Raw genomic sequence first — 18,751 nt, forward strand, 5'->3', positions numbered from 1 at the left:
CGGGTGGGGGGGCGGGGTGTTGGGGTGGGGTTAGTCGAGGTTGAGGCGGTAGCCCATGCCGGGTTCGGTGATTAGGTGTACGGGGTGGGCGGGGTCGCGTTCCAGCTTCTTGCGCAGTTGGGCCATGTACTGGCGCAGGTAGTGCGATTCCTTGACGGCGCTGCTGCCCCAGACCTCGGTGAGCAGTTGCCGCTGGCTGACAAGCTTGCCGGGGTTACGGGCCAGCAGTTCCAGCACGTGCCATTCGGTCGGGGTCAGCCGTACGCCGCCGGTGATGGTCTTGCCTGCGAGGTCCACCACGTGGTCGCCGATCCGCACCTGGGCCGGTTCCGTCCCGTGGGCGCCGGTGCGGCGGGTCACCGCGCGGATGCGGGCGAACAGCTCCTCCAGGTCGAACGGCTTGGTCACGTAGTCGTCGGCCCCGGCGTCCAGGGCTTCGATCTTGTCCAGGTTGTCGGCGCGGCCCGACAGCACCAGGATCGGCAGGCTCGTCCAGCCGCGCAGGCCGTGGATGACGTCCACGCCGTCGATGTCGGGCAGGCCCAGGTCAAGCAGCACCAGGTCGGGGTGCCAGTCGGCGGCCCGGCGCAACGCCGTGGCGCCGTCCGGGGCGGTGGCCACCTCGTAGTCGCGGGCGTGCAGGTTGATGCGCAGGGCCCGCAGGATCTGCGGTTCGTCATCGACGACCAGGACCTTCACGCCTGCTCCTCAGGGTGTACGTGCATCGTCACGGCCTCCTGACCGCGGGGTGGGACAGGGGTGGCGGGAGTGGCCTGTCCGGTCATACGGGGTGCACTTGCTGCTGTCCTGGGCTCCGGTGTCACTCCCTCATGTTCGCCGACGACCCGAATTTCCGGGGGAGGTGGGGGTGGGGCTGGTCCGGTGAGGGCGACCGAGTGAGGAGGGCTGGTCCAGTGGGAGTGGCTGGTCCAGCGTGGAAGGGCTGATCCCCGTGAGGGGGGTTGGGTCCCGGGTGTGAGGCCGGCTCCCGTGAGGAGGGTCACGTCCGTGAGGGGGGTCGGGGTTCCGTGAGGGGAGTGGGGTCCCGTAAGGAGGTCCCGTGAGGGGCTGGTCAAGAGAGGGTTGGCCGAGCGAGTGGCTGGTCCAGCGAGCGGCAGGGTCCAGCGAGGAGCAGGGTCCAGCGAGGAGCGGGCTGGTCCCGTGAGAGGGCTGTCCAGGTCCAGCGGTGGGTGGGCTGGCCGTAGCGGGCGGGATGGCGAGGAGAGGGTGAGGCAAGGGAGCGCAGGGGCTACGGCTTGTGAGGTGGGGGGTTGAGCCAGTGGGTGCGCCAGGTGGGGAGTTCGGCGGCGTCGCGGGTGGGGAAGCGGGCGAAGAGGTCGGCGGCTTCGCGCCAGGCGCGTTCGGCGCGGGTGTGGTCGCCGAGCAGGGCGTGGGCGGCGCCGACGTCGCGCAGGGTGCGGCCCCGCCAGAGCAGGTGGCGTAGTTCGTCCCAGGTTTCGAGGGCGCGGCCGAGCCAGGAGAGGGCTTCGTGGGGCCGGCGGGCGGCGAGGTTGAGTTCGCCGAGGGTGCGCAGGCCGAGGCCGGTGCCGACGCGGTCGTGGAAGCGGGCGGTGGAGGCGACGACGGCGCGGAGCGGCGGTTCGGCCTCGGCGAGGCGGTTCTGGCGGATCCAGACCTTGGCCAGCGCCTGGGAGGTGTAGTTGGTGAGGACTTCGTCGCCGGTGTCGAGGATGATCCGGTGGGCCTGGGAGCAGAGGCGTTCGGCGTCGTCGAGTTCGCCGCGGGCCCGGTGGACGAGGCCGATGCCGCGCAGGGCGAGGGCTTCGCCGCGGCGGTGGCCGAGGGCGCGGTAGCGGGTGAGGGCGTCGCGGAGGCTGGTGACGGCCTGGGAGTCGTGGCCGAGTTCGCGGTTGGAGAAGCCGATGCCGTAGAGGGCGTGGGCGAGGCCCTCCTCGTCGCCGAGCGCGGTGAGGGCGGCGAGTGCCTGCTGCATGAGGGGGAGGGCGGTGTGGTGTTCGCCGACCTCGCGGTGGACGGTGCCGAGGCCGTTGAGCGCGACGGCGATGCCGCGTTCGTCGGCTTCGGCGCGGAAGAGTCGGAGTGCGGCGCGGAAGTGGCGTTCGGCCTCGTCGAAGTCGTCGCCGTTGTAGGCGAGCTGGCCGAGGCCGCATTCGACGACGGCTTCGGCCCGGCGGTTGCCTTTGGCGCGGGCGGCGGCGAGGGCGGCGGTGTGGGTGCGGCTCCAGCCGGCGAAGCGGTTGGAGCCGCCGAAGGAGGTGAAGATGAGCGTGTCGGCGAGGGCGCAGGCGAGGGTGTCGAGGCCGAGTTCGGCGGCGCGTTCGACGGCGACGATGAGCGCCGATTCGGCGGTGGGGAACCAGTGGGCGGCGTCGTCGCAGGGAGGGGCGGGCGCGGTGTGGCCGAGGCGGGGCAGCGCGATGGGGAGCTGCTGGGTGAGCCCTTCGCAGAGGGCGAGCATCTTCTCCAGGGCCCGGGTGACGGCGGCGTGCAGGTCGGGTTCGGGCATGGTGGCGGCGGCCCGTTCCTTGGCGTACAGGCGGACGAGGTCGTGCATCCGGTAGCGGGTGCGGCCGTCGCCGGTGGGCAGGGGCTCGACGAGGCGCGCGTCGATGAGCTCTTCGACGATCTCCTCGGTCGCCTCCGGGCCGAGGTCGAGTAAGGAGGCGGCGATGAGGAGGTCGAAGTCGGGCGGGTCGAAGTAGCCGAGGAGGCAGAAGGCGCGCAGGGCGGGGGCGCCGACCTCGGCGCAGCTCGCGCTGATGCCGGCGCGTACGCCGAGGTCACCGATGGACAGCTCGTCGAGGCGGCGGCGTTCGTCGTCCAGCCGGTGCACGAGGCGGGCCAGCGACCAGTGCGGTTTGCGTTGCAGCCGGGCGCCGACGACGCGGATGGCGAGGGGGAGCCGGTCGCACTGGGCGACGAGGGTGCGGGCGGCGTCGGGTTCGGCGGCGACGCGTTCGGGGCCGACGATGGCGCGGAGCAGGTCGAGCGATTCGGGTTCGGTCATCTCGGCGAGTTCGACGACGGTGGCGCCGGGCAGCCCGTCGGGGCGGCGGCGGCTGGTCACGAGCACGGCGCAGGTGGCGCTGCCGGGCAGGAGGGGACGGATCTGCGCGGTGTCGGCGGCGTCGTCGAGGACGACGAGGACGCGCCGGGAGGCGAGCGCCAGCCGGTAGAGCTCGATCTTGTCGTCGAGGGGCAGGCTCTCGTCGTGGCCTTCGACGCGGAGCAGGCGCAGCAGCCGGTCGAGCGCTTCGGCGGGGGTGACGGGCCTGGCCTGGGCGCCGCGCAGGGCGATGTGGAGCTGGCCGTCGGGATAGCGTTCCTGCAGCAGATGGGCGGCGCGGACGGCGAGCGTGGACTTGCCGACGCCGCTGCGCCCGGAGATGAAGACGATCGGCAGCGCGGTGCCGGGCCGCTGGGCACCTTCGGCGGCGGCCAGGACGCGGGCGAGCCCGGCGGAGGCGCCGGTGAAGTCGGTGATGTCGGGCGGGAGCTGGGAGAGGCGGCCGGGCGGCGGGCCGCCTCGGGGCGCGGTGTCCTGGCGGAGCAGGCCGGCGTGCACCTCGCGCAGCCAGGGGCTGGGGTCGACGCCGAGCTTGTCGCGGATGCGCTCGCTCGCGGCGGCGTAGGCGGCGAGGGCTTCGGCGTGCCGGCCGCTGTGGTGGAGGGCGCGCAGGTGCTGGCCGATCAGGCGTTCGGCGAGCGGGTGCTCGACGAGGAGCGGCGTCAGCGTGGCGATGACCTCGCCGCTCCTGCCCAGGCGCAGCGCGCTCTCGGCCCAGTCGGCGGCGATCGCGATCCGCTGCTGTTCGAGGTTCTGGCGGTAGCGTTCGGCCCATTCGCCGGTGATGCCGGTCAGGGCGACGCCGCGCCACAGACTCAGGGCCTCGCCGAGGAGTTCGGCCCGTTCCTCGTCGCCGGCGCGGGCGGCCCGTTCGGCGAGGGCGCGGGCGTGGCCGGCGTCGATCTGGCCGGGCGGGACGTGCAGCGTGTAGCCGCCGGGGCTGCGGACGAGTGAGACGTCCTCGATGCCGGCGAGCAGGGCGCGCAGGCGGGTCACGTACGCGTAGAGAGAGCTGCGGACGGAGGTCGGCGGCGCCTCGCCCCACACCCGGTCGATGAGGGTTTCCACGGTGACGAGCCGTCCGGCGTCGGCGACGAGCGCGGCCAGCACCGTGCGCTGTTTGATCGCCCCGGCCTGGCGGGCGGCGTCGCCCGGCTCGATCGTGACGGGACCGAGGATGCGGAAAATCACCGGGTCATCTCATCCTGCGCGCCGGATGGGGGCAAATCGGCGCTGCACTTTGTCCGATGGGCCGCGAAAGTAGCGCGTTTGCCGGTAATTAGGCCCTCCCGGATCGGCATAACGCGGTTACATTCACGATATTTGCTCCCTCTTATCCCTCCACGTCGACCGAAGGGAGAGGCATGAGAGTGAGAACCGCGATCGCGGCCGTGTCTGCTGCGGCGATCCTCATGCCGGCCACCGTCGCCCAGGCCGTAGGAAGCACTCAGGCCGTAGGAAGCACTCAGGCCGCAGGAAGCGCCCAGGCGCCGCCCGATGACCAGTTCCAGAAGGTGACGCTCAACGACAGCCCCGGCGAGCCCGTCGACCTGGCGGTCTTACCGGACTCCAGGGTCCTGCACACCACCCGGACCGGCGAGGTCTGGCTGCACGACCCGAAGACCGGGCTGAACACGCTCGCCGCCCGGCTGGACGTCTACCAGCACGACGAGGAGGGGCTGCAGAGCATCGCGCTGAGCCCCGGCTTCGGCAAGGGCTCGAAGAAGGACGACTGGGTCTACCTGTACTACTCGCCGCCGCTCGACACGCCGGTGGACGACCCGGCGACGCCGGACGTGAACGAGGGCGACGCCCCGTTCACCGGGACGCCGGCGGACTTCGCGCCGTTCGAGGGGCTGATCCGGCTGTCGAGGTTCCGGTTCGGCCGCGCCAGCATCGACCTGTCCACCGAGCAGAAGATCCTGGACGTGCCGGTGGATCGGGGCATCTGCTGCCATGTCGGCGGCGACATCGTCTTCGACGCCGACGGCAACCTGTACCTGTCGACCGGCGACGACACGAACCCGTTCTTCTCCGACGGCTTCACCCCGATCGACGAGCGGGCCGACCGCAATCCGGCGTTCGACGCCCAGCGCAGCTCCGGCAACACGAACGACCTGCGCGGCAAGGTGCTGCGGATCAAGGTCGGGGAGGACGGCTCGTACGCGATCCCGGAGGGGAACCTGTTCGCGCCGGGGACGCCGGGCACCAGGCCGGAGATCTACGCGATGGGCCTGCGCAACCCGTTCCGCATCGAGCTGGACCGGGACAGCGGGGACCTGTACGTGGCCGACTACTCGCCGGACGCGAGGGAGGCCGACCCGGCGCGCGGCCCGTCGGGGACCGGCAAGTGGGCGATCATCCGCGAGCCGGGCAACTACGGCTGGCCCTACTGCGCGACGGCGCGGCTGCCGTACGTGGACTTCGACTTCGGGACGGGCACGTCCGGGGCGGCGTTCGACTGCGCGGCGCCGGTGAACGACTCGCCGCACAACACGGGGGCACGGGCGCTGCCGCCGGTGGTCCAGCCGCAGGTGTGGTACTCCTACGGCGCGTCGCGGGAGTTCCCGGAGCTGGGCACCGGCGGCATCGGCCCGATGGCGGGACCGGCGTACGACTTCGACCCGCGTGACACGCAGGGCCGCGCGCCGGTGGCGTGGCCCGAGTACTACGACGGCGTCCCGCTCTTCTACGAGTGGACCCGCGACTACGTCAAGGCGTTCCACGGCGACGGGCGGATCGAGGACGTGCTGCCGTCGCTGGTGTTCGACAACCCGATGGACCTGGAGTTCGGCCCTGACGGCGCGCTCTACGTGCTGGAGTACGGCGACGGCTACTTCCGGGAGAACCCGGACGCCCAGCTGTCGCGTTTCGACTACATCGGCCACCGGGGCAACCACTCGCCGATCCCGGTCGCGAAGGCGTCGGCGACCGACGGGCACGCGCCGCTCACGGTCACGTTCACCAGCGAGGGCACCACGGACCCGGACGGCGACCGGCTGCGTTACGCGTGGGACTTCGACGCCGACGGCCGGGTCGACTCCCGGCGGCCCGAGGCGACGTACACCTTCACCGAGAACGGCCTCTACAACGCGACGCTGAGGGTCAGCGACGGCGGCGGGATGTCGGCGGCCACGTCGGTGCGGATCGTGATCGGCAACGCCGCTCCGGTCGTCGAGCTGGTGCGCCCGGCGGCGGGGGACTCGTTCTCGTTCGGCGACGTGGTCGAGTTCGAGGTGCGGGTGACGGACGACCAGCCGGTCGACTGCGCGAACGTGACCGTGAACTACATCCTCGGCCACGACGACCACGGCCATCCGCAGACCACGGCCCGGGGCTGCACGGGCTCCATCCAGACGACGGAGCCGGGCGGGCACGACCCGGAGACCGACGAGCTCACCGGCGTCTTCGTCGCCAGTTACACCGACCCCGGCACCGGCGGGCTGCCGCCGCTGACCGGCAGCCACCAGGTCGTCCTCCAGCCGACCAGTTAGGAGATCCCATGTGTTACGGCTACGGCCCGAGCAGGCGCGCGCTGCTCGCCGCGGGCCTCGGCGCGGGGGCTGCGGCCTTCGCGGCAGGCCCGGCCGCCGCGTCGGCGGGCTCCCGGGGGCATCGCGTCCCGCCGGGGCTGATCAGCATCCAGCTCTGGACGGTCCGCGACGACCTGTCGCGTGACTACGACGCGACGCTGGCCTACCTGGCGGAGATCGGTTATCCGAAGGTGGAGCTGGCGCTGGGCTACTTCGGCCGGACGGCCGCGCAGTTGCGTCAGTTCCTCGACGGGCTGGGCATCCGCTCCACGTCCAGCCACGACGGCATCAGCGCCGACGACGCCGCGCTGCACACCAAGATCGAGAACGCGGTGACGCTCGGCCAGTCGTACCTGGTCGTGCCGTACCTGAGCTCGTCCAGCGAGGACCAGTGGAAGGCGTGGGCCGAGCGGATGAACGTGGAGGCCGAGGTCGCCCGGTCGGCGGGCATCCGGTACGGCTACCACAACCACGCCCACGAGTTCACCACGGACCTGGGCGGCGGGCGGACGCCGTGGGACGTGCTCACCGCCGAGCTCGACCCCCGGCTGGTCCACCTGGAGCTCGACCTCTACTGGGCGGTCACCGGCGGTGTCGGGCGCGGCGTCGCCGACCCGGTGCGGTTCACGCTCGACGTGATCAGGCGGGCGCCGCAGCGGGTGCTCCAGTTCCACGTCAAGGACCGGCACCTGGACGGCGACATGGCCGACCTGGGCACCGGGACGATCGACTTCCGGCGCATCCTCGACGCGCACCGGGTGAAGGAGTACATCGTCGAGAACGACACCCCGGACGTCACGCCCCGGCAGACGGCCGAGGTCGGATACCGCTATCTGCGGGAGATCCGCTACTAGCGGCGGCGGGCCCGGTCCGAGGGGGGCCGGGCCCAACTAGTTGAATTCTCACCAAATCTTCACCTTTCGCTGAGCGTCTTCTGAGGCTCAGCGGGGAGTCTTGTCCCGTGACCGACCCCTCGCACCAGACCCTGGACTCCGCGAAGACCGCCGCACCGCCCGCCAGGACCGGCCCGGGAGCGCTCCGCCTCGCCCTGCTCGGCCTGGTCGCGATCGGCATCGGCGGCGCCGCCTTCGAGCTCGCCGCCGAACGGCACTGGGGCAGCCCGGTCCAGCTCATCCCGTGGGCGGCGCTGCTGCTGCTCGGGACCGCGCTGGCGCTGCTGGCCGGGCGCGACTCGCCGCGCGTGCTGACCGTGGTGCGCGTGCTGGCGGCGGTCGTGCTGCTCGCCTCGCTCTACGGCGTCTTCACGCACGTCTCCGTCAACCGCGGCATGGGCGCGTTCGACCCCGCCTGGGGCTCGCTCTCGCCGCTCACCCAGTGGTGGTACGCGTTCACCAAGTCCGTCGGGAACGCCCCGCCGCTCGCCCCGGGCATGCTGGCCCAGAGCGCGCTGCTGCTCCTGATCATCTCGACGATCCGGCGGCACCGGGGTCAGCCAGCCCCGGAAGGCCGTCGCGCACGGTGAACGCGGCGGCCGTCACCGCCTCGGCCCCCGGCGCGCTCACGTACGGCAGGATCTTGAAGTCGGCGGTGAGCTCGGCGGGTGTGATCCGCACCGCGAGGTAGCCGCGCCGGCGCCGGTGGAAGCGCAGGTGCGGGTTGCCGTCGAGCAGCGGGTCGCCGCCCGGTTCCGGGTCGCGGCCGTCGCCGCCGCTGGACACCGACGTAACCGCGAACTCCACGCCGACCGGCTCGGCCCCGGGGTCGTCGTAGTCGAGCACCAGGTTGCCGGCCCAGTGCGCGTGCACGTCGCCGGTGAGCACGACCGCGTTGCGGACCCCGGCGCTCACCCAGCCGCCGGTGACGCGGGTGCGCGAGGCGGTGTAGCCGTCCCAGGCGTCGCGCCGCAGCACCTCGCCGGGGCCGGGGTCGCGGTCGCGGCGGCCGAAGAACACCTGCTGGGCGACCAGGTCCCAGCGGGCTCTGGAGGTACGGAAGCCGTCCAGCAGCCAGTTCTCCTGGTCCAGCCCGATCAGCGTGTGGCCGGGCGGCAGCGGCGTGGCGCAGGCGGTGAAGCCGTGGCCGCACGGGTGCGGGTCGCGGTGCTGGCGGGTGTCCAGCAGGTGGAAGGTGGCCAGCCGCCCCCAGCGCAGCCGCCGGTAGAGCTGCATCGCGGGCCCGCCGGGCCGGGCGCTCGCGCGCAGCGGCAGGTGCTCGTAGTAGGCGCGGAACGCGGCGGCGCGGCGCTCGGGCGGGATCAGGTTCGTCCAGTTGTTGTCCACCTCGTGGTCGTCCATGATCGCCACCCAGGGCGAGGCGGCGTGGGCGGCCCGCAGGTCGGGGTCGGTCTTGTAGAGCGCGTGCCGCCGCCGGTAGCCCGCCAGCGTGGTCGGCTCCGGCCCCTCGTGGTCACGCACGTACGCGCCGGGCTCGGCCTCATTCTCATACAGGTAGTCGCCCAGGTGCAGGATCAGGTCCGGGCTCTCGGCGGCCATGCGGGCGTACGCGGTGAAGTGGCCGTGCTGGTAGTTGGCGCACGAGGCGACGGCCAGGCGCAGCGCCCCGGGCAGCGTGCCGGGCGCGGGCGCGGTGCGGGCGCGGCCGATGGGCGACAGGTGCTGCCCCGCCTTGAACCGGTACCAGTACGGCCGCCCGGGCCGCAGCCCGGTCACCTCCACGTGCACGCTGTGCGCCCATTCGGGGACGGCACGCTGGACGCCGCGCCGGATCACCTTGGCGCACCGCGGATCGGCGGCCACCTCCCAGCGGACGTCGACCGGCGTGGCCGGCATGCCGCCGAGCCCGTCCTCGGCCAGCGGCTGCGGCGCCAGGCGCGTCCACAGCACGAACCCGTCGGGGGCCGGGTCCCCGCTGGCCACGCCCAGCGTGAACGGGTCGGCGGGGGCCCGGTACGGCGGCAGGACCGGCGACAGCCCCAGGGCGAGGAACGACCGTCTGTCCAACACACGACGATGATCGCGTGCGGGCGGCAATCTCTCGGTATGCCGAGAGTGCGGCCGAGGTCACTACTCCGGCGGCGGGTTAAGCTTACGTAACAGGAGATTCTGGCAAGGGGCGGAGGGCGGATGCCGGACGGGCTGGTGCAGATCGGCGAGGTCGCCGAGCGGCTCGGGCTGTCCCTGCGCACGATCCGCCACTACGAGGAGGTCGGCCTGGTGGTGCCCGAGCGCACGCCCGGCGGCTTCCGCCTCTACAGCGAGACCGACATCGGCCGGCTGGCCCTGGTCAAGCGGATGAAGCCGCTCGGGTTCAGCCTGGACGAGATGCGCGACCTGCTGGAGATCACCGACCGGCTGGCCGCCGGCGACGACGACCCCTCGCTGGTGGCGCGGCTGCAGATGTTCGAGCGCGCGGTCGCGGTCCGGGCCGACAAGCTGCGCGACCAGCTCGCCATGGCCAGGGAGTTCGGCGAGCAGCTGCGCCGCCAGCGGCTGGGCGCGTCCCGTATGACGCTTCTCACCCCGCCGCCCTGAGGGTCCAACCCTTACGTCAGGGTAGTTTGAAACGTTTGCTTACCTCTTTCCGGTTGGACGCTCCTTGCCTTCTCCCCTTCCGGCGCTGCGGCGCCTGACGCCCCGCGTGCTGCGGACCGAGCTGCTGTCCGGGCTGGTGGTGGCGCTGGCGCTGATCCCCGAGGCGATCTCGTTCTCGATCATCGCGGGCGTCGACCCGAGCATCGGGCTGTTCGCCTCGTTCACCATGGCCGTGGTGATCTCCGTCGTGGGCGGCCGGCCCGCCATGATCTCGGCCGCCACCGGGGCGATCGCGCTGGTCGTCGCGCCGCTGGCCCGCGAGCACGGGCTCGGCTACCTGGTGGCGACGGTCATCGTGGGCGGCGTCTTCCAGGTGGCGCTGGGCGCGCTCGGCGTGGCCAGGCTGATGCGGTTCGTGCCGCGCAGCGTGATGGTCGGCTTCGTCAACGCGCTGGCCATCCTGATCTTCATGGCCCAGGTGCCCGAGCTCACCGGCGTCCCGTGGGTGGTCTACCCGCTGGTCGCCGGCGGGCTGGCGCTCATGGTGCTCTTCCCGCGCATCACCAGGGCGGTGCCCGCGCCGCTGGTGTCGATCGCCATTCTGACCGCGATCACGCTGGGCGCCGGGCTGGCCGTGCCCACCGTGGGCGACAAGGGCGCGCTGCCGTCGTCGCTGCCCGTCCCCGGCCTGCCCGACGTGCCCTTCACGCTGGACACCCTGACCCTCATCGCCCCGTACGCGCTCGCGTTCGCCCTGGTCGGGCTGATGGAGTCGCTGATGACGGCCAAGCTCGTCGACGAGATCACCGACACGCGCTCCGGCAAGACCCGCGAGTCCATCGGCCAGGGCGTCGCCAACATCGTCACCGGGTTCTTCGGCGGCATGGGCGGCTGCGCGATGATCGGCCAGACGATGATCAACGTCAAGAACGGCGCCCGCACCCGGCTGTCCACCTTCTCCGCCGGCGTCTTCCTGATGGCGCTGTGCGTCGTCTTCGGGCCGTGGGTGTCGCAGATCCCGATGGCCGCCCTGGTCGCCGTCATGATCCTGGTCTCGGTCGGCACGTTCGACTGGCACTCGATCGCGCCCGGCACGCTCCGGCGCATGCCGTGGGGCGAGACCGGCGTCATGGTGATCACCGTCGCCGTCGTCGTGGCCACCCACAACCTGGCCGTCGGCGTGGTCGTCGGCAGCCTGGCCGCCCTCGTCGTCTTCGCCCGCCGCGTCGCCCGCCTGGCGGACGTCACCGCCTGCCTCGACCCCGACGGCCACCAGGTCGTCTACGCGGTCACCGGCGAGCTGTTCTTCGCCTCCAGCAACGACCTCGTCCACCGCTTCGCCTACGCCACCGACCCGGACGACGTGGTCATCGACCTCACCGACGCCCACATCTGGGACGCTTCGTCGGTGGCGGCGCTGGACGCGGTGCGGGCCAAGTACGCGGCACGCGGTAAGAAGGTCACCGTCGTCGGCCTCAACGAGCCGAGCGCCGAGCTCCACGACACGCTCACCGTCAGCCACTGACCATACTCTCACGTTAAGGTAGGGACCATGCGGGATGACGTCGCCCACGAGGCCGCGCGACGCCGGACGTTCGCCGTCATCAGCCATCCGGACGCCGGTAAGTCGACCATGACCGAGGCGCTGGCGCTCCACGCGTCGGCGATCACCCAGGCCGGGTCCGTGCACGGCAAGGCGGGACGGCGCGGCGTCACCTCCGACTGGATGGAGATCGAGCGCGCCCGGGGCATCTCCATCACCTCGGCCGCGCTGCGCTTCGACTACCGGGGCCACGTCTTCAACCTGGTCGACACCCCCGGCCACGCCGACTTCTCCGAGGACACCTACCGGGTGCTGGCCGCCGTCGACTGCGCGGTCATGCTGATCGACGCGGCCAAGGGCATGGAGCCGCAGACCATGAAGCTGTTCGAGGTCTGCCGCCACCGCCGCATCCCGGTCATCACCTTCGTCAACAAGTGGGACCGGCCCGGCCGCCAGGCGCTGGAGCTGCTCGACGAGATCGAGGAGCGCACCGGGCTGCGGCCCACGCCCGTCACCTGGCCCATCGGGCTGCCCGGCAACTTCCACGGGGTGATCGACAGGCTGCGCGGCAGCGCCGTCCGCTACGAGCGCACCCCCGGCGGCGCCACCAAGGCGCTGGAGACCGAGCTCACCCCCGACCAGGCGGACGCCGAGCTGGGCGGCGACTGGCAGCAGGCGAGCGAGGAGACCGCGCTGCTCGACGCGATCGGCGCCGACCACGACCAGAAGGCGTTCGAGGCGCACGAGTCCACGCCGGTGCTGTTCGGCGCCGCGCTGCCCAACTTCGGCATCGGCCGCCTGCTGGACGTGCTGGTCGAGCTGGCCCCCGCCCCCGCGCCCCGGCCCGACGTCGACGGCGTCGCGCGGGCGATCGACCAGCCGTTCTCCGGGCTGGTGTTCAAGGTGCAGGCCAACATGGACCGCGCCCACCGCGACCGGATCGCGTTCGTCCGCGTGTGCTCGGGCCGCTTCGAGCGCGGCATGGTGCTCACCCACGCCGCCACCGGCCGCCCGTTCGCCACCAAGTACGCCCAGAGCGTCTTCGGCCAGGACCGGACCACCATGGACGAGGCCTTCCCCGGCGACGTCGTCGGCCTGGTCAACGCCACCGCGCTGCGGCCCGGCGACACCCTCTACGAGGGCGCGCCGGTGACCTTCCCGCCGATCCCCAGCTTCGCGCCCGAGCACTTCGCCGTCGTACGGGCCCGCGACTCCAGCAAGGCCAAGCAGTTCCGGCGCGGCATCGACCAGCTCGACGGCGAGGGCGTCATCCAGGTGCTCCGCTCCGACCTGCGCGGCGACCAGGCGCCGGTGCTCGCGGCGGTCGGGCCGATGCAGTTCGAGGTCGTCCAGCACCGGCTGTCCGCCGAGTTCGGCGCGGAGATCAGCCTCGACCGGCTCGACTACACGCTGGCCCGCCGCACCGACGCCGAGTCGGCCGAGCTGCTGGCCCGTCAGCGCGGCGCCGAGGTGCTGGTCCGCAGCCACGACCAGGCGCTGCTCGCGCTGTTCTCCGACCGGTGGCGGATGCGCTCGATCAAGGCCGACCACCCCGGCATCACGTTGCACGCCCTGATCGCCGACACCGCCCACGAAGCCGGATTCTGACTTGACCTGGAGTTCGCTCCAGCACGCACACTCCTGACCGGGCCCAGTTCTGGCGGCCCGGACTGGAGAGAGATCATGAAGCACCGGACGATCGGCACCGACCCCGCGACCCGCCGTGACGTGAGCGTGCTGGCGCTCGGCGCGATGATGTTCGGGTCGGCGATCGACGAGAAGACCTCGTACGCGATCCTCGACCGCTACGTCGAGGCCGGCGGCACGTTCATCGACACCTCGAACAACTACGCGTTCTGGGCCGACGGCGGCCAGGGCGGGCAGAGCGAGGAGCTGCTGGGCCGCTGGCGGCGCAGCCGCGGCGTCGGCTCGGAGATCGTGATCGCCACCAAGCTCGGCGCGCGCCCGCTCGCGCCCGGCACCAGCTACGTCGGCAACGCCGAGGGCCTGTCCGCCAAGACGATCCGCGAGTCGGCGGAACGCAGCCGCGAACGGCTCGGCGTCGAGCGCATCGACCTGCTCTACGCCCACATCGAGGACCGGACGGTGCCGCTGCGGGAGACCGTCGAGGGCTTCGGCGAGCTGGTGGCCGAGGGCACGGTGGGGCTGCTCGGGGCCAGCAACCACGCGATCTGGCGGGTGGAGCGCGCCCGAGCCCTGGCCGCCTCGGCCGGGCTCGCCGGGTACGAGGTGCTGCAGTATCAGCACAGCCACCTGCGGCCCCGCTTCGACATGCCCGAGTCCATCTTCGAGGACGGCAGCCTCGGGCACGCCGGCGCCGAGCTGCTCAGCTACCTGCGCGCGGAGCCCGGCCTGACGCTCGTCGCCTACTCGCCGCTGCTCGGCGGCGCCTACACCCGGCAGGACAAGCCCGTCCCGCCGGACTACGACCACCCCGGCACCCCGGCCCGGCTCGCCGTGCTGCGCCAGGTGGCCGAGGAGACCGGGGCGAGCGTCAACCAGGTCGTGCTCGCCTGGCAGATCGGCCACCGCTTCCCGGTGATCCCGCTCGCCGGCGCCTCCTCGCTCGCCCAGCTGGAGGAGAACTTGGGCGCGGTGAATCTGGAACTGACCGCTGACCAGCGCGAGCGCCTCGATTCGGTCCACTGATCCGCCCGGCGCGAGTGATCGGCCCCATGACGGGGCATGGATCTCCGGATCGGATCACTTGAGCGGAGGGAGATCCAGATGGACCAGCGGGGCAGCCGGGCCACGCGTGACGCGCACGAGGAAACATCTGCTCACGTTCGCTGCACGCCCCCGCCCGCCAGGCAACTCTTCGAGATCGCCGTCCTCGACACGACCGCTGAGGACGGCCGCCCGTACTGGCACACGATCGGCTGGGGCATCGACCGGGTCGAAGCCGACAACATCGCCGAGACGTACGTGAACCGCCCGTCGTGTCCCTACGACGCGGCCCGGATCCGGCACAACGGTCACCTGGTCGGGCTGCACCGCCGGCAGGCGTAAGCCAGGCTCGCCACCGGGGAGGTCCCGGCCCTCCCCGGCGGTCCCTGGACGGTCATCGCCTGGTCGCCCGCGCGTAGGACCAGGCCGTGGCCGCCAGCAGCGCCGTCACGGCGAGCATGACGACGCCGTGATACCACTGCCAGCCCACGCCGAGGCCGATGAACCCGTCCGCCGCGACGATCGCCGCCCCGGCGCCGACGCCCAGGAGCGCGCAGCCGAGCACGGCCAGCATCAGCGGCCGTGGCACCCGGCGGCCCACCCGCGTCACGGTCAGCAGGACGAGCGCCGCCGCCAGCACCCCGGTCGCGACCGCGGCCCACTGGGCGGTGGTCACGTCCATGACCTCACTGGTGTAGCGCTCGTACTCGCCCGGAGGCACCGCCGGGCCGCCGGGGAACCCGAGCCGGCCCTGCGCGGCGTAGACGGCCTTGCCCGCGGCGTAGCCGAGGAACAGCACCGCCATCACCCAGGCGGGCCAGCGCACCTGATGTCGTTCCATGACGCCCAGCATGCGCCCGGGGCGGCCTGCGGGGACTCCCGCCCGCGAGTGAACGCGCTCCCCTGCACGGGGGAGTGCGGGGAAGTCACGCCGGGACGGCCCGCCGCCCGCGCCAGGCGAAGGTGAGGCTGCCGGCCAGGAGCACCACACCCGACAGCACGCCGCTGACCAGCGGCACCCACGTCACCGCCGCCGTCGCGGCCATCACGAGGCCGGCGACGCCGAGCAGCGTCAGGGCCACCCCCGGGGCCGCGATGCTCCAGTCCTTCCAGATCGGCGCCAGCGCGACGAAGTGCACGCCGACCACGAACGCGATCCAGGCCACGTTCGTCTCCACCGGGCGCTCCAGGGCGGCCAGCACCCGCAGCCCGCCGAAGAGCAGGATCGCCTCGGCGAGCACGACGACCAGGTAGCCCCGGCCGAACATGGGGCGCTGCCCGCCGCCGTCACGGCCCTCCCTCCGCGCGGTCGCGAGCCACAGCACGAGGACGGCCGCGGCGGCCAGGCAGGCGACGACCCGCAGGACGGTCACGGCCGGCGTGCTGAGCGGGCTCTGCGCGTTGACGACGACGAAGACCGCGCCGAACACCGCGCCCACCAGTAATCCAGTCATACGCTGCATGCCGCTCATCCAACTGGACGCCGGACGCCGCGCACACGGGGCCTGGGGCGAGAACGAGGTAGGCCTGGCCCTACCTGACCGCCCCGCGCAGATAGGCCAGCACGGCGAGCACCCGCCGGTTGTCGTCCTCGGAGGCGGGCAGCTCCAGCTTGGCGAACACACTGGCCACGTGCTTGCCCACGGCCGCCTCGGTGATCGACAGCGCGCGGGCCACGGCGCTGTTGGAGCGCCCCTCGGCGATCAGCGCCAGCACCTCGCGCTCGCGCGGGGTCAGCCGGTGCGACGGCTCGGTGACCTCCCTGGCCCGGGACCACGTCCGCTCGAACAGGTCGATCAGGGTGGCGATCAGGCCCTGCTGCCTGATCGCCAGCGCGCCGGGCGAGTAGGCGACGGGCGTGATCCGGACGAACGCCACCGAACGGTCGAAGATCAGCAACTGCTGCAGCGGCTCGTCGACCACCCGGTGCAGGTCGCCGGCCGCGTGCAGCTCCCGGATGCGGGCCGCCTTGCGCGGGTCGTCCAGCACGCTCGCGTGGACGATCGTGCGCATCGTCATGCCCTGCCGCAGCGCGTCGAGCACGCTGCGCCTGCTCAGGTGCTCCTGGCGGCCCTGGCTCCCGGTGCCCACCGGGTGCATCGCCCGCAGCTCCCCGGCCGTGCGGGCGACCTGCGCGATCTGCTGCCGGACGAGCTCGCTGTCGTCGAGCCGCTCGACCTCGACGGGGATGCCGCGCAGCTCGCCCACGACCTCCTGCAGCCGATCCGCGAGCTGGGCCAGGGACACGCTCTCTTCCACACGATCCTCCGCCGCCGAGAATATCGGCCGCGGCGCAGGAGTCAGCCGGCCCGGTGGGGGCGCGGTGTTCAGCGTCCGGCTGCCCGCTGATACGACATGTGGCGATAGGGCAGGCTGTACTCTCGACCGGTGATCTGACTCGTAGGCAGGAGCTGAGCGCGGATGCCGACCCACTCCACGGCCCGACCGTGGGGCGTGTTGACCCGGTCCCGTGCTGCCCTGGACGCGCTCGAACATCTCGTCGGCGGGCTCGGCACGGCGACGCTGGCGCTGCTCGCGCTGATGGGCCTGGCGGCGACCGCGGTGCTCTGTGCCGTGGGCGTGGGGCTGCTCCTGGCGCCCGTCGCGCTGCGCGGGCTGCACGGCGCCGCCGGCCGCGAACGCGCCAGGCTCTCCCGCCTGGGGCCCGAGTTCGTCGGCCCCGGCAGCCCGCCGGCCGGGCTGCGCGCCGAGCTGGCCAGCCCGGTCACCCGCAGGGAGCTCTGCTGGCTCGCCACCCACGCCTCGCTCGGGCTGCTCCTCGGCGTGGCCGGGCTGACGCTCCCGTTCAGCGCCGTCCGCGACCTCGCCTTTCCCCTGTACGGGCACCTGCTCCCGCCCGAGGAGATGGCCGGGGCGGCGATGGGGCTGTGGATCGCCGACGACCTGCCCGGCCGCCTGGCCGTGTCGGCACTGGGCGTCGGCTGGCTGGCGCTGTGCCTGCTCCTGCTGCCCGGCATGGCGCGGCTCCAGACCTGGCCGGGACGGCGGCTGCTGGCGGCCGACGCGGACACCGACCTCGCGCTGCGCGTCGCCCAGCTCACCGCCACCCGCGCGGCGGCGCTCGACGCCCACGCCGCCGAGCTGCGGCGCATCGAGCGGTCGCTGCACGACGGCACCCAGAACCGGATCGTCGCCGTCACCGTCATGCTCGGCGTCGCGCGCCGCGCCCTGGACCGCGACCCGGCCATCGCCGGTGAGGTGATCGACCGCGCCCAGGACGCCGCCGAGCAGGCGCTCGCCGACCTGCGCGCCGTGGTGCGCGGCATCCTGCCGCCGGTGCTGGAGGACCGCAGCCTGGCCGACGCGCTGACCGGGCTGGCCGCCGCCTGCCCGGTGCCGTGCCGGGTCGACGCCGACCTCCCGGCCAGGTGCGCGGCGTCCGTCGAGGCCACCGCGTACTTCATCGTGGCCGAGGCGCTCACCAACATCGCCAGGCACAGCGGCGCCCGCCAGGCCACCGTCACCGTCCGGCGGACGGCGGACCTGCTGCTCCTGCGGATCACCGACGACGGCCGGGGCGGCGCCGACGACCGCCACGGCACCGGGCTCGGCGGCATCCGCCGCCGGGCCGAAGCACACGACGGAACCTTCACGCTGACCAGCCCTCCGGGCGGTCCGACCACCCTGGACGTGAGCCTGCCATGCGGATTGTGATCGCCGAGGACGACCCCCTGCTGCGCGAGGGCATGGCGCTGCTGCTGCGCGCCGAGTCGCTCGACGTGGTGGCCACCGCGGAGGACCCCGCCGGGTTCCTGGCCGCCGTGGACGAGCACGGGCCGGACGTCGCCATCGTCGACGTGCGCATGCCGCCCACCCACACCGACGAGGGCATCGCCGCCGCCGTCGAGGCCCGGCGCCGCCGCCCCGGCCTGGCCGTGCTCGTGCTGTCGGCGTACGTGGAGCAGGCCTTCGCCACCGACCTGCTGGCCCAGGGCAGCGCCGGGCTCGGCTACCTGCTCAAGGAGCGGGTCGGGCGGGTGCAGGAGTTCCTGGTCGCGCTGCGCCGGGTGGCGGAGGGCGGCACCGCCATCGACCCGGAGGTCGTCGCGCAGCTCCTGTCGCGCAGCCGGCCGGACAACCGGCTCGAACGGCTCAGCCCGCGCGAGCGCGACGTGCTGGCCCTGATGGCCGAGGGGCTGGGCAACGCCGCCATCGCCGAGAAGCTCGTCGTCACCGACGGCGCCGTGCACAAGCACATCCGCAGCATCTTCGCCAAGCTCGACCTGGCCCCCACCGACCGCACCGACCGGCGCGTCGCCGCCGTCCTGCACTACCTGGAGAACGGCGAGCGGTAGGGCCTGCCGTACCCGGGGACTCCAGCGTGCGGGATCGACCACGCCCGGCCCCCGGCGGCAGGCTTGACGGTGTCACCACCACATGCCGTCAAGCAGGGAGCCCGTCCATGTTCCACCCCACCGTGCGCCGCCGGCTGGCCCTGGCGGCGGGCGCCGTCGTCGCGCTGTCC

The 18,751-nt window shown here is 72.9% G+C and carries 16 protein-coding genes; 10 read left to right on the plus strand and 6 right to left on the minus strand.

The features are described 5' to 3' along the window. Window positions 1-30: 30 nt before the first annotated feature. Window positions 31-699: a response regulator gene (locus tag KME80_RS45870; protein WP_219518127.1), complete on the minus strand. Its 669-nt coding sequence runs from the start codon at window positions 697-699 to the stop codon at window positions 31-33. Between the two features lie 550 nt (window positions 700-1,249). Continuing rightward, a complete protein-coding gene (locus tag KME80_RS53070) occupies window positions 1,250-4,240 on the minus strand; it encodes an AfsR/SARP family transcriptional regulator (RefSeq protein WP_219518128.1) in 2,991 nt (996 codons plus the stop codon). A 173-nt stretch (window positions 4,241-4,413) separates the two neighbouring features. Here KME80_RS53070 and KME80_RS45880 point away from each other — a divergent pair, with 173 nt between their 5' ends. The 3 genes from KME80_RS45880 to KME80_RS45890 all read left to right on the plus strand — a co-directional run bounded on the left by KME80_RS45880 (window position 4,414) and on the right by KME80_RS45890 (window position 8,065). Then, the gene (locus KME80_RS45880; RefSeq protein WP_219518130.1) at window positions 4,414-6,543 is read left to right on the plus strand and encodes a PQQ-dependent sugar dehydrogenase; all 2,130 of its coding nucleotides are present in this window, start codon (window positions 4,414-4,416) and stop codon (window positions 6,541-6,543) included. 8 nt (window positions 6,544-6,551) lie between these two features. After that, window positions 6,552-7,436: a sugar phosphate isomerase/epimerase family protein gene (locus KME80_RS45885; protein ID WP_219518132.1), complete on the plus strand. Its 885-nt coding sequence runs from the start codon at window positions 6,552-6,554 to the stop codon at window positions 7,434-7,436. A gap of 107 nt (window positions 7,437-7,543) precedes the next feature. Next, window positions 7,544-8,065: a hypothetical protein gene (locus tag KME80_RS45890; protein WP_308126212.1), complete on the plus strand. Its 522-nt coding sequence runs from the start codon at window positions 7,544-7,546 to the stop codon at window positions 8,063-8,065. Here KME80_RS45890 and KME80_RS45895 read toward each other — a convergent pair. Next, the gene (locus KME80_RS45895; protein WP_308126213.1) at window positions 8,004-9,506 is read right to left on the minus strand and encodes an alkaline phosphatase D family protein; all 1,503 of its coding nucleotides are present in this window, start codon (window positions 9,504-9,506) and stop codon (window positions 8,004-8,006) included. The two genes, KME80_RS45890 and KME80_RS45895, sit on opposite strands and share 62 nt — an antisense overlap. A gap of 120 nt (window positions 9,507-9,626) precedes the next feature. On the opposite strand from KME80_RS45895, the gene KME80_RS45900 reads away from it, so the two are divergent. From KME80_RS45900 to KME80_RS45920, 5 genes are all read left to right on the plus strand, one after another. Continuing rightward, window positions 9,627-10,034: a MerR family transcriptional regulator gene (locus tag KME80_RS45900; RefSeq protein WP_219518136.1), complete on the plus strand. Its 408-nt coding sequence runs from the start codon at window positions 9,627-9,629 to the stop codon at window positions 10,032-10,034. Between the two features lie 64 nt (window positions 10,035-10,098). Then, window positions 10,099-11,559, plus strand: coding sequence for a SulP family inorganic anion transporter (locus KME80_RS45905; protein ID WP_219518138.1), 1,461 nt, complete (start codon window positions 10,099-10,101; stop codon window positions 11,557-11,559). Between the two features lie 27 nt (window positions 11,560-11,586). Beyond that, the gene (locus tag KME80_RS45910; protein ID WP_219518140.1) at window positions 11,587-13,185 is read left to right on the plus strand and encodes a peptide chain release factor 3; all 1,599 of its coding nucleotides are present in this window, start codon (window positions 11,587-11,589) and stop codon (window positions 13,183-13,185) included. A 75-nt stretch (window positions 13,186-13,260) separates the two neighbouring features. Further along, window positions 13,261-14,247, plus strand: coding sequence for an aldo/keto reductase (locus tag KME80_RS45915; RefSeq protein ID WP_219518142.1), 987 nt, complete (start codon window positions 13,261-13,263; stop codon window positions 14,245-14,247). Between the two features lie 78 nt (window positions 14,248-14,325). Next, window positions 14,326-14,607, plus strand: coding sequence for a hypothetical protein (locus KME80_RS45920; RefSeq protein WP_219518144.1), 282 nt, complete (start codon window positions 14,326-14,328; stop codon window positions 14,605-14,607). A gap of 52 nt (window positions 14,608-14,659) precedes the next feature. Here the strand turns inward: KME80_RS45920 and KME80_RS45925 are convergent, their stop codons facing one another. The 3 genes from KME80_RS45925 to KME80_RS45935 form a co-directional block, all read right to left on the minus strand. Further along, complete coding sequence (locus KME80_RS45925) at window positions 14,660-15,106, minus strand: hypothetical protein (protein WP_246646849.1); 447 nt, start codon at window positions 15,104-15,106, stop codon at window positions 14,660-14,662. Between the two features lie 85 nt (window positions 15,107-15,191). Further along, on the minus strand, window positions 15,192-15,719 hold the full coding sequence (locus tag KME80_RS45930) for a hypothetical protein (RefSeq protein WP_219518146.1): 528 nt from the start codon (window positions 15,717-15,719) through the stop codon (window positions 15,192-15,194). 79 nt (window positions 15,720-15,798) lie between these two features. Next, window positions 15,799-16,524, minus strand: coding sequence for a helix-turn-helix transcriptional regulator (locus KME80_RS45935; RefSeq protein ID WP_308126214.1), 726 nt, complete (start codon window positions 16,522-16,524; stop codon window positions 15,799-15,801). A gap of 195 nt (window positions 16,525-16,719) precedes the next feature. On the opposite strand from KME80_RS45935, the gene KME80_RS45940 reads away from it, so the two are divergent. Continuing rightward, window positions 16,720-17,940 carry a sensor histidine kinase gene (locus KME80_RS45940; protein WP_372455445.1) on the plus strand — a complete coding sequence of 407 codons (1,221 nt, stop codon included), beginning with the start codon at window positions 16,720-16,722 and terminating at the stop codon, window positions 17,938-17,940. Continuing rightward, window positions 17,928-18,581, plus strand: coding sequence for a response regulator transcription factor (locus KME80_RS45945; RefSeq protein WP_219518151.1), 654 nt, complete (start codon window positions 17,928-17,930; stop codon window positions 18,579-18,581). Before KME80_RS45940 ends, KME80_RS45945 begins: the two co-directional genes overlap by 13 nt. The last annotated feature ends 170 nt before the right edge of the window (window positions 18,582-18,751 follow it).

It is taken from the genome of Nonomuraea ceibae (assembly GCF_019396325.1).
Lineage (GTDB): Bacteria > Actinomycetota > Actinomycetes > Streptosporangiales > Streptosporangiaceae > Nonomuraea > Nonomuraea ceibae.

Bases quoted from the DNA above. Each gene is read 5' to 3' on its own strand.
- KME80_RS45880 (WP_219518130.1), top strand. From the start codon at position 4,414: ATGAGAGTGAGAACCGCGATCGCGGCCGTGTCTGCTGCGGCGATCCTC.
- KME80_RS45885 (WP_219518132.1), top strand. From the start codon at position 6,552: ATGTGTTACGGCTACGGCCCGAGCAGGCGCGCGCTGCTCGCCGCGGGC.
- KME80_RS45900 (WP_219518136.1), top strand. From the start codon at position 9,627: ATGCCGGACGGGCTGGTGCAGATCGGCGAGGTCGCCGAGCGGCTCGGG.
- KME80_RS45910 (WP_219518140.1), top strand. From the start codon at position 11,587: ATGCGGGATGACGTCGCCCACGAGGCCGCGCGACGCCGGACGTTCGCC.
- KME80_RS45915 (WP_219518142.1), top strand. From the start codon at position 13,261: ATGAAGCACCGGACGATCGGCACCGACCCCGCGACCCGCCGTGACGTG.
- KME80_RS45920 (WP_219518144.1), top strand. From the start codon at position 14,326: ATGGACCAGCGGGGCAGCCGGGCCACGCGTGACGCGCACGAGGAAACA.
- KME80_RS45925 (WP_246646849.1), bottom strand. From the start codon at position 15,106: ATGGAACGACATCAGGTGCGCTGGCCCGCCTGGGTGATGGCGGTGCTG.
- KME80_RS45930 (WP_219518146.1), bottom strand. From the start codon at position 15,719: ATGACTGGATTACTGGTGGGCGCGGTGTTCGGCGCGGTCTTCGTCGTC.
- KME80_RS45945 (WP_219518151.1), top strand. From the start codon at position 17,928: ATGCGGATTGTGATCGCCGAGGACGACCCCCTGCTGCGCGAGGGCATG.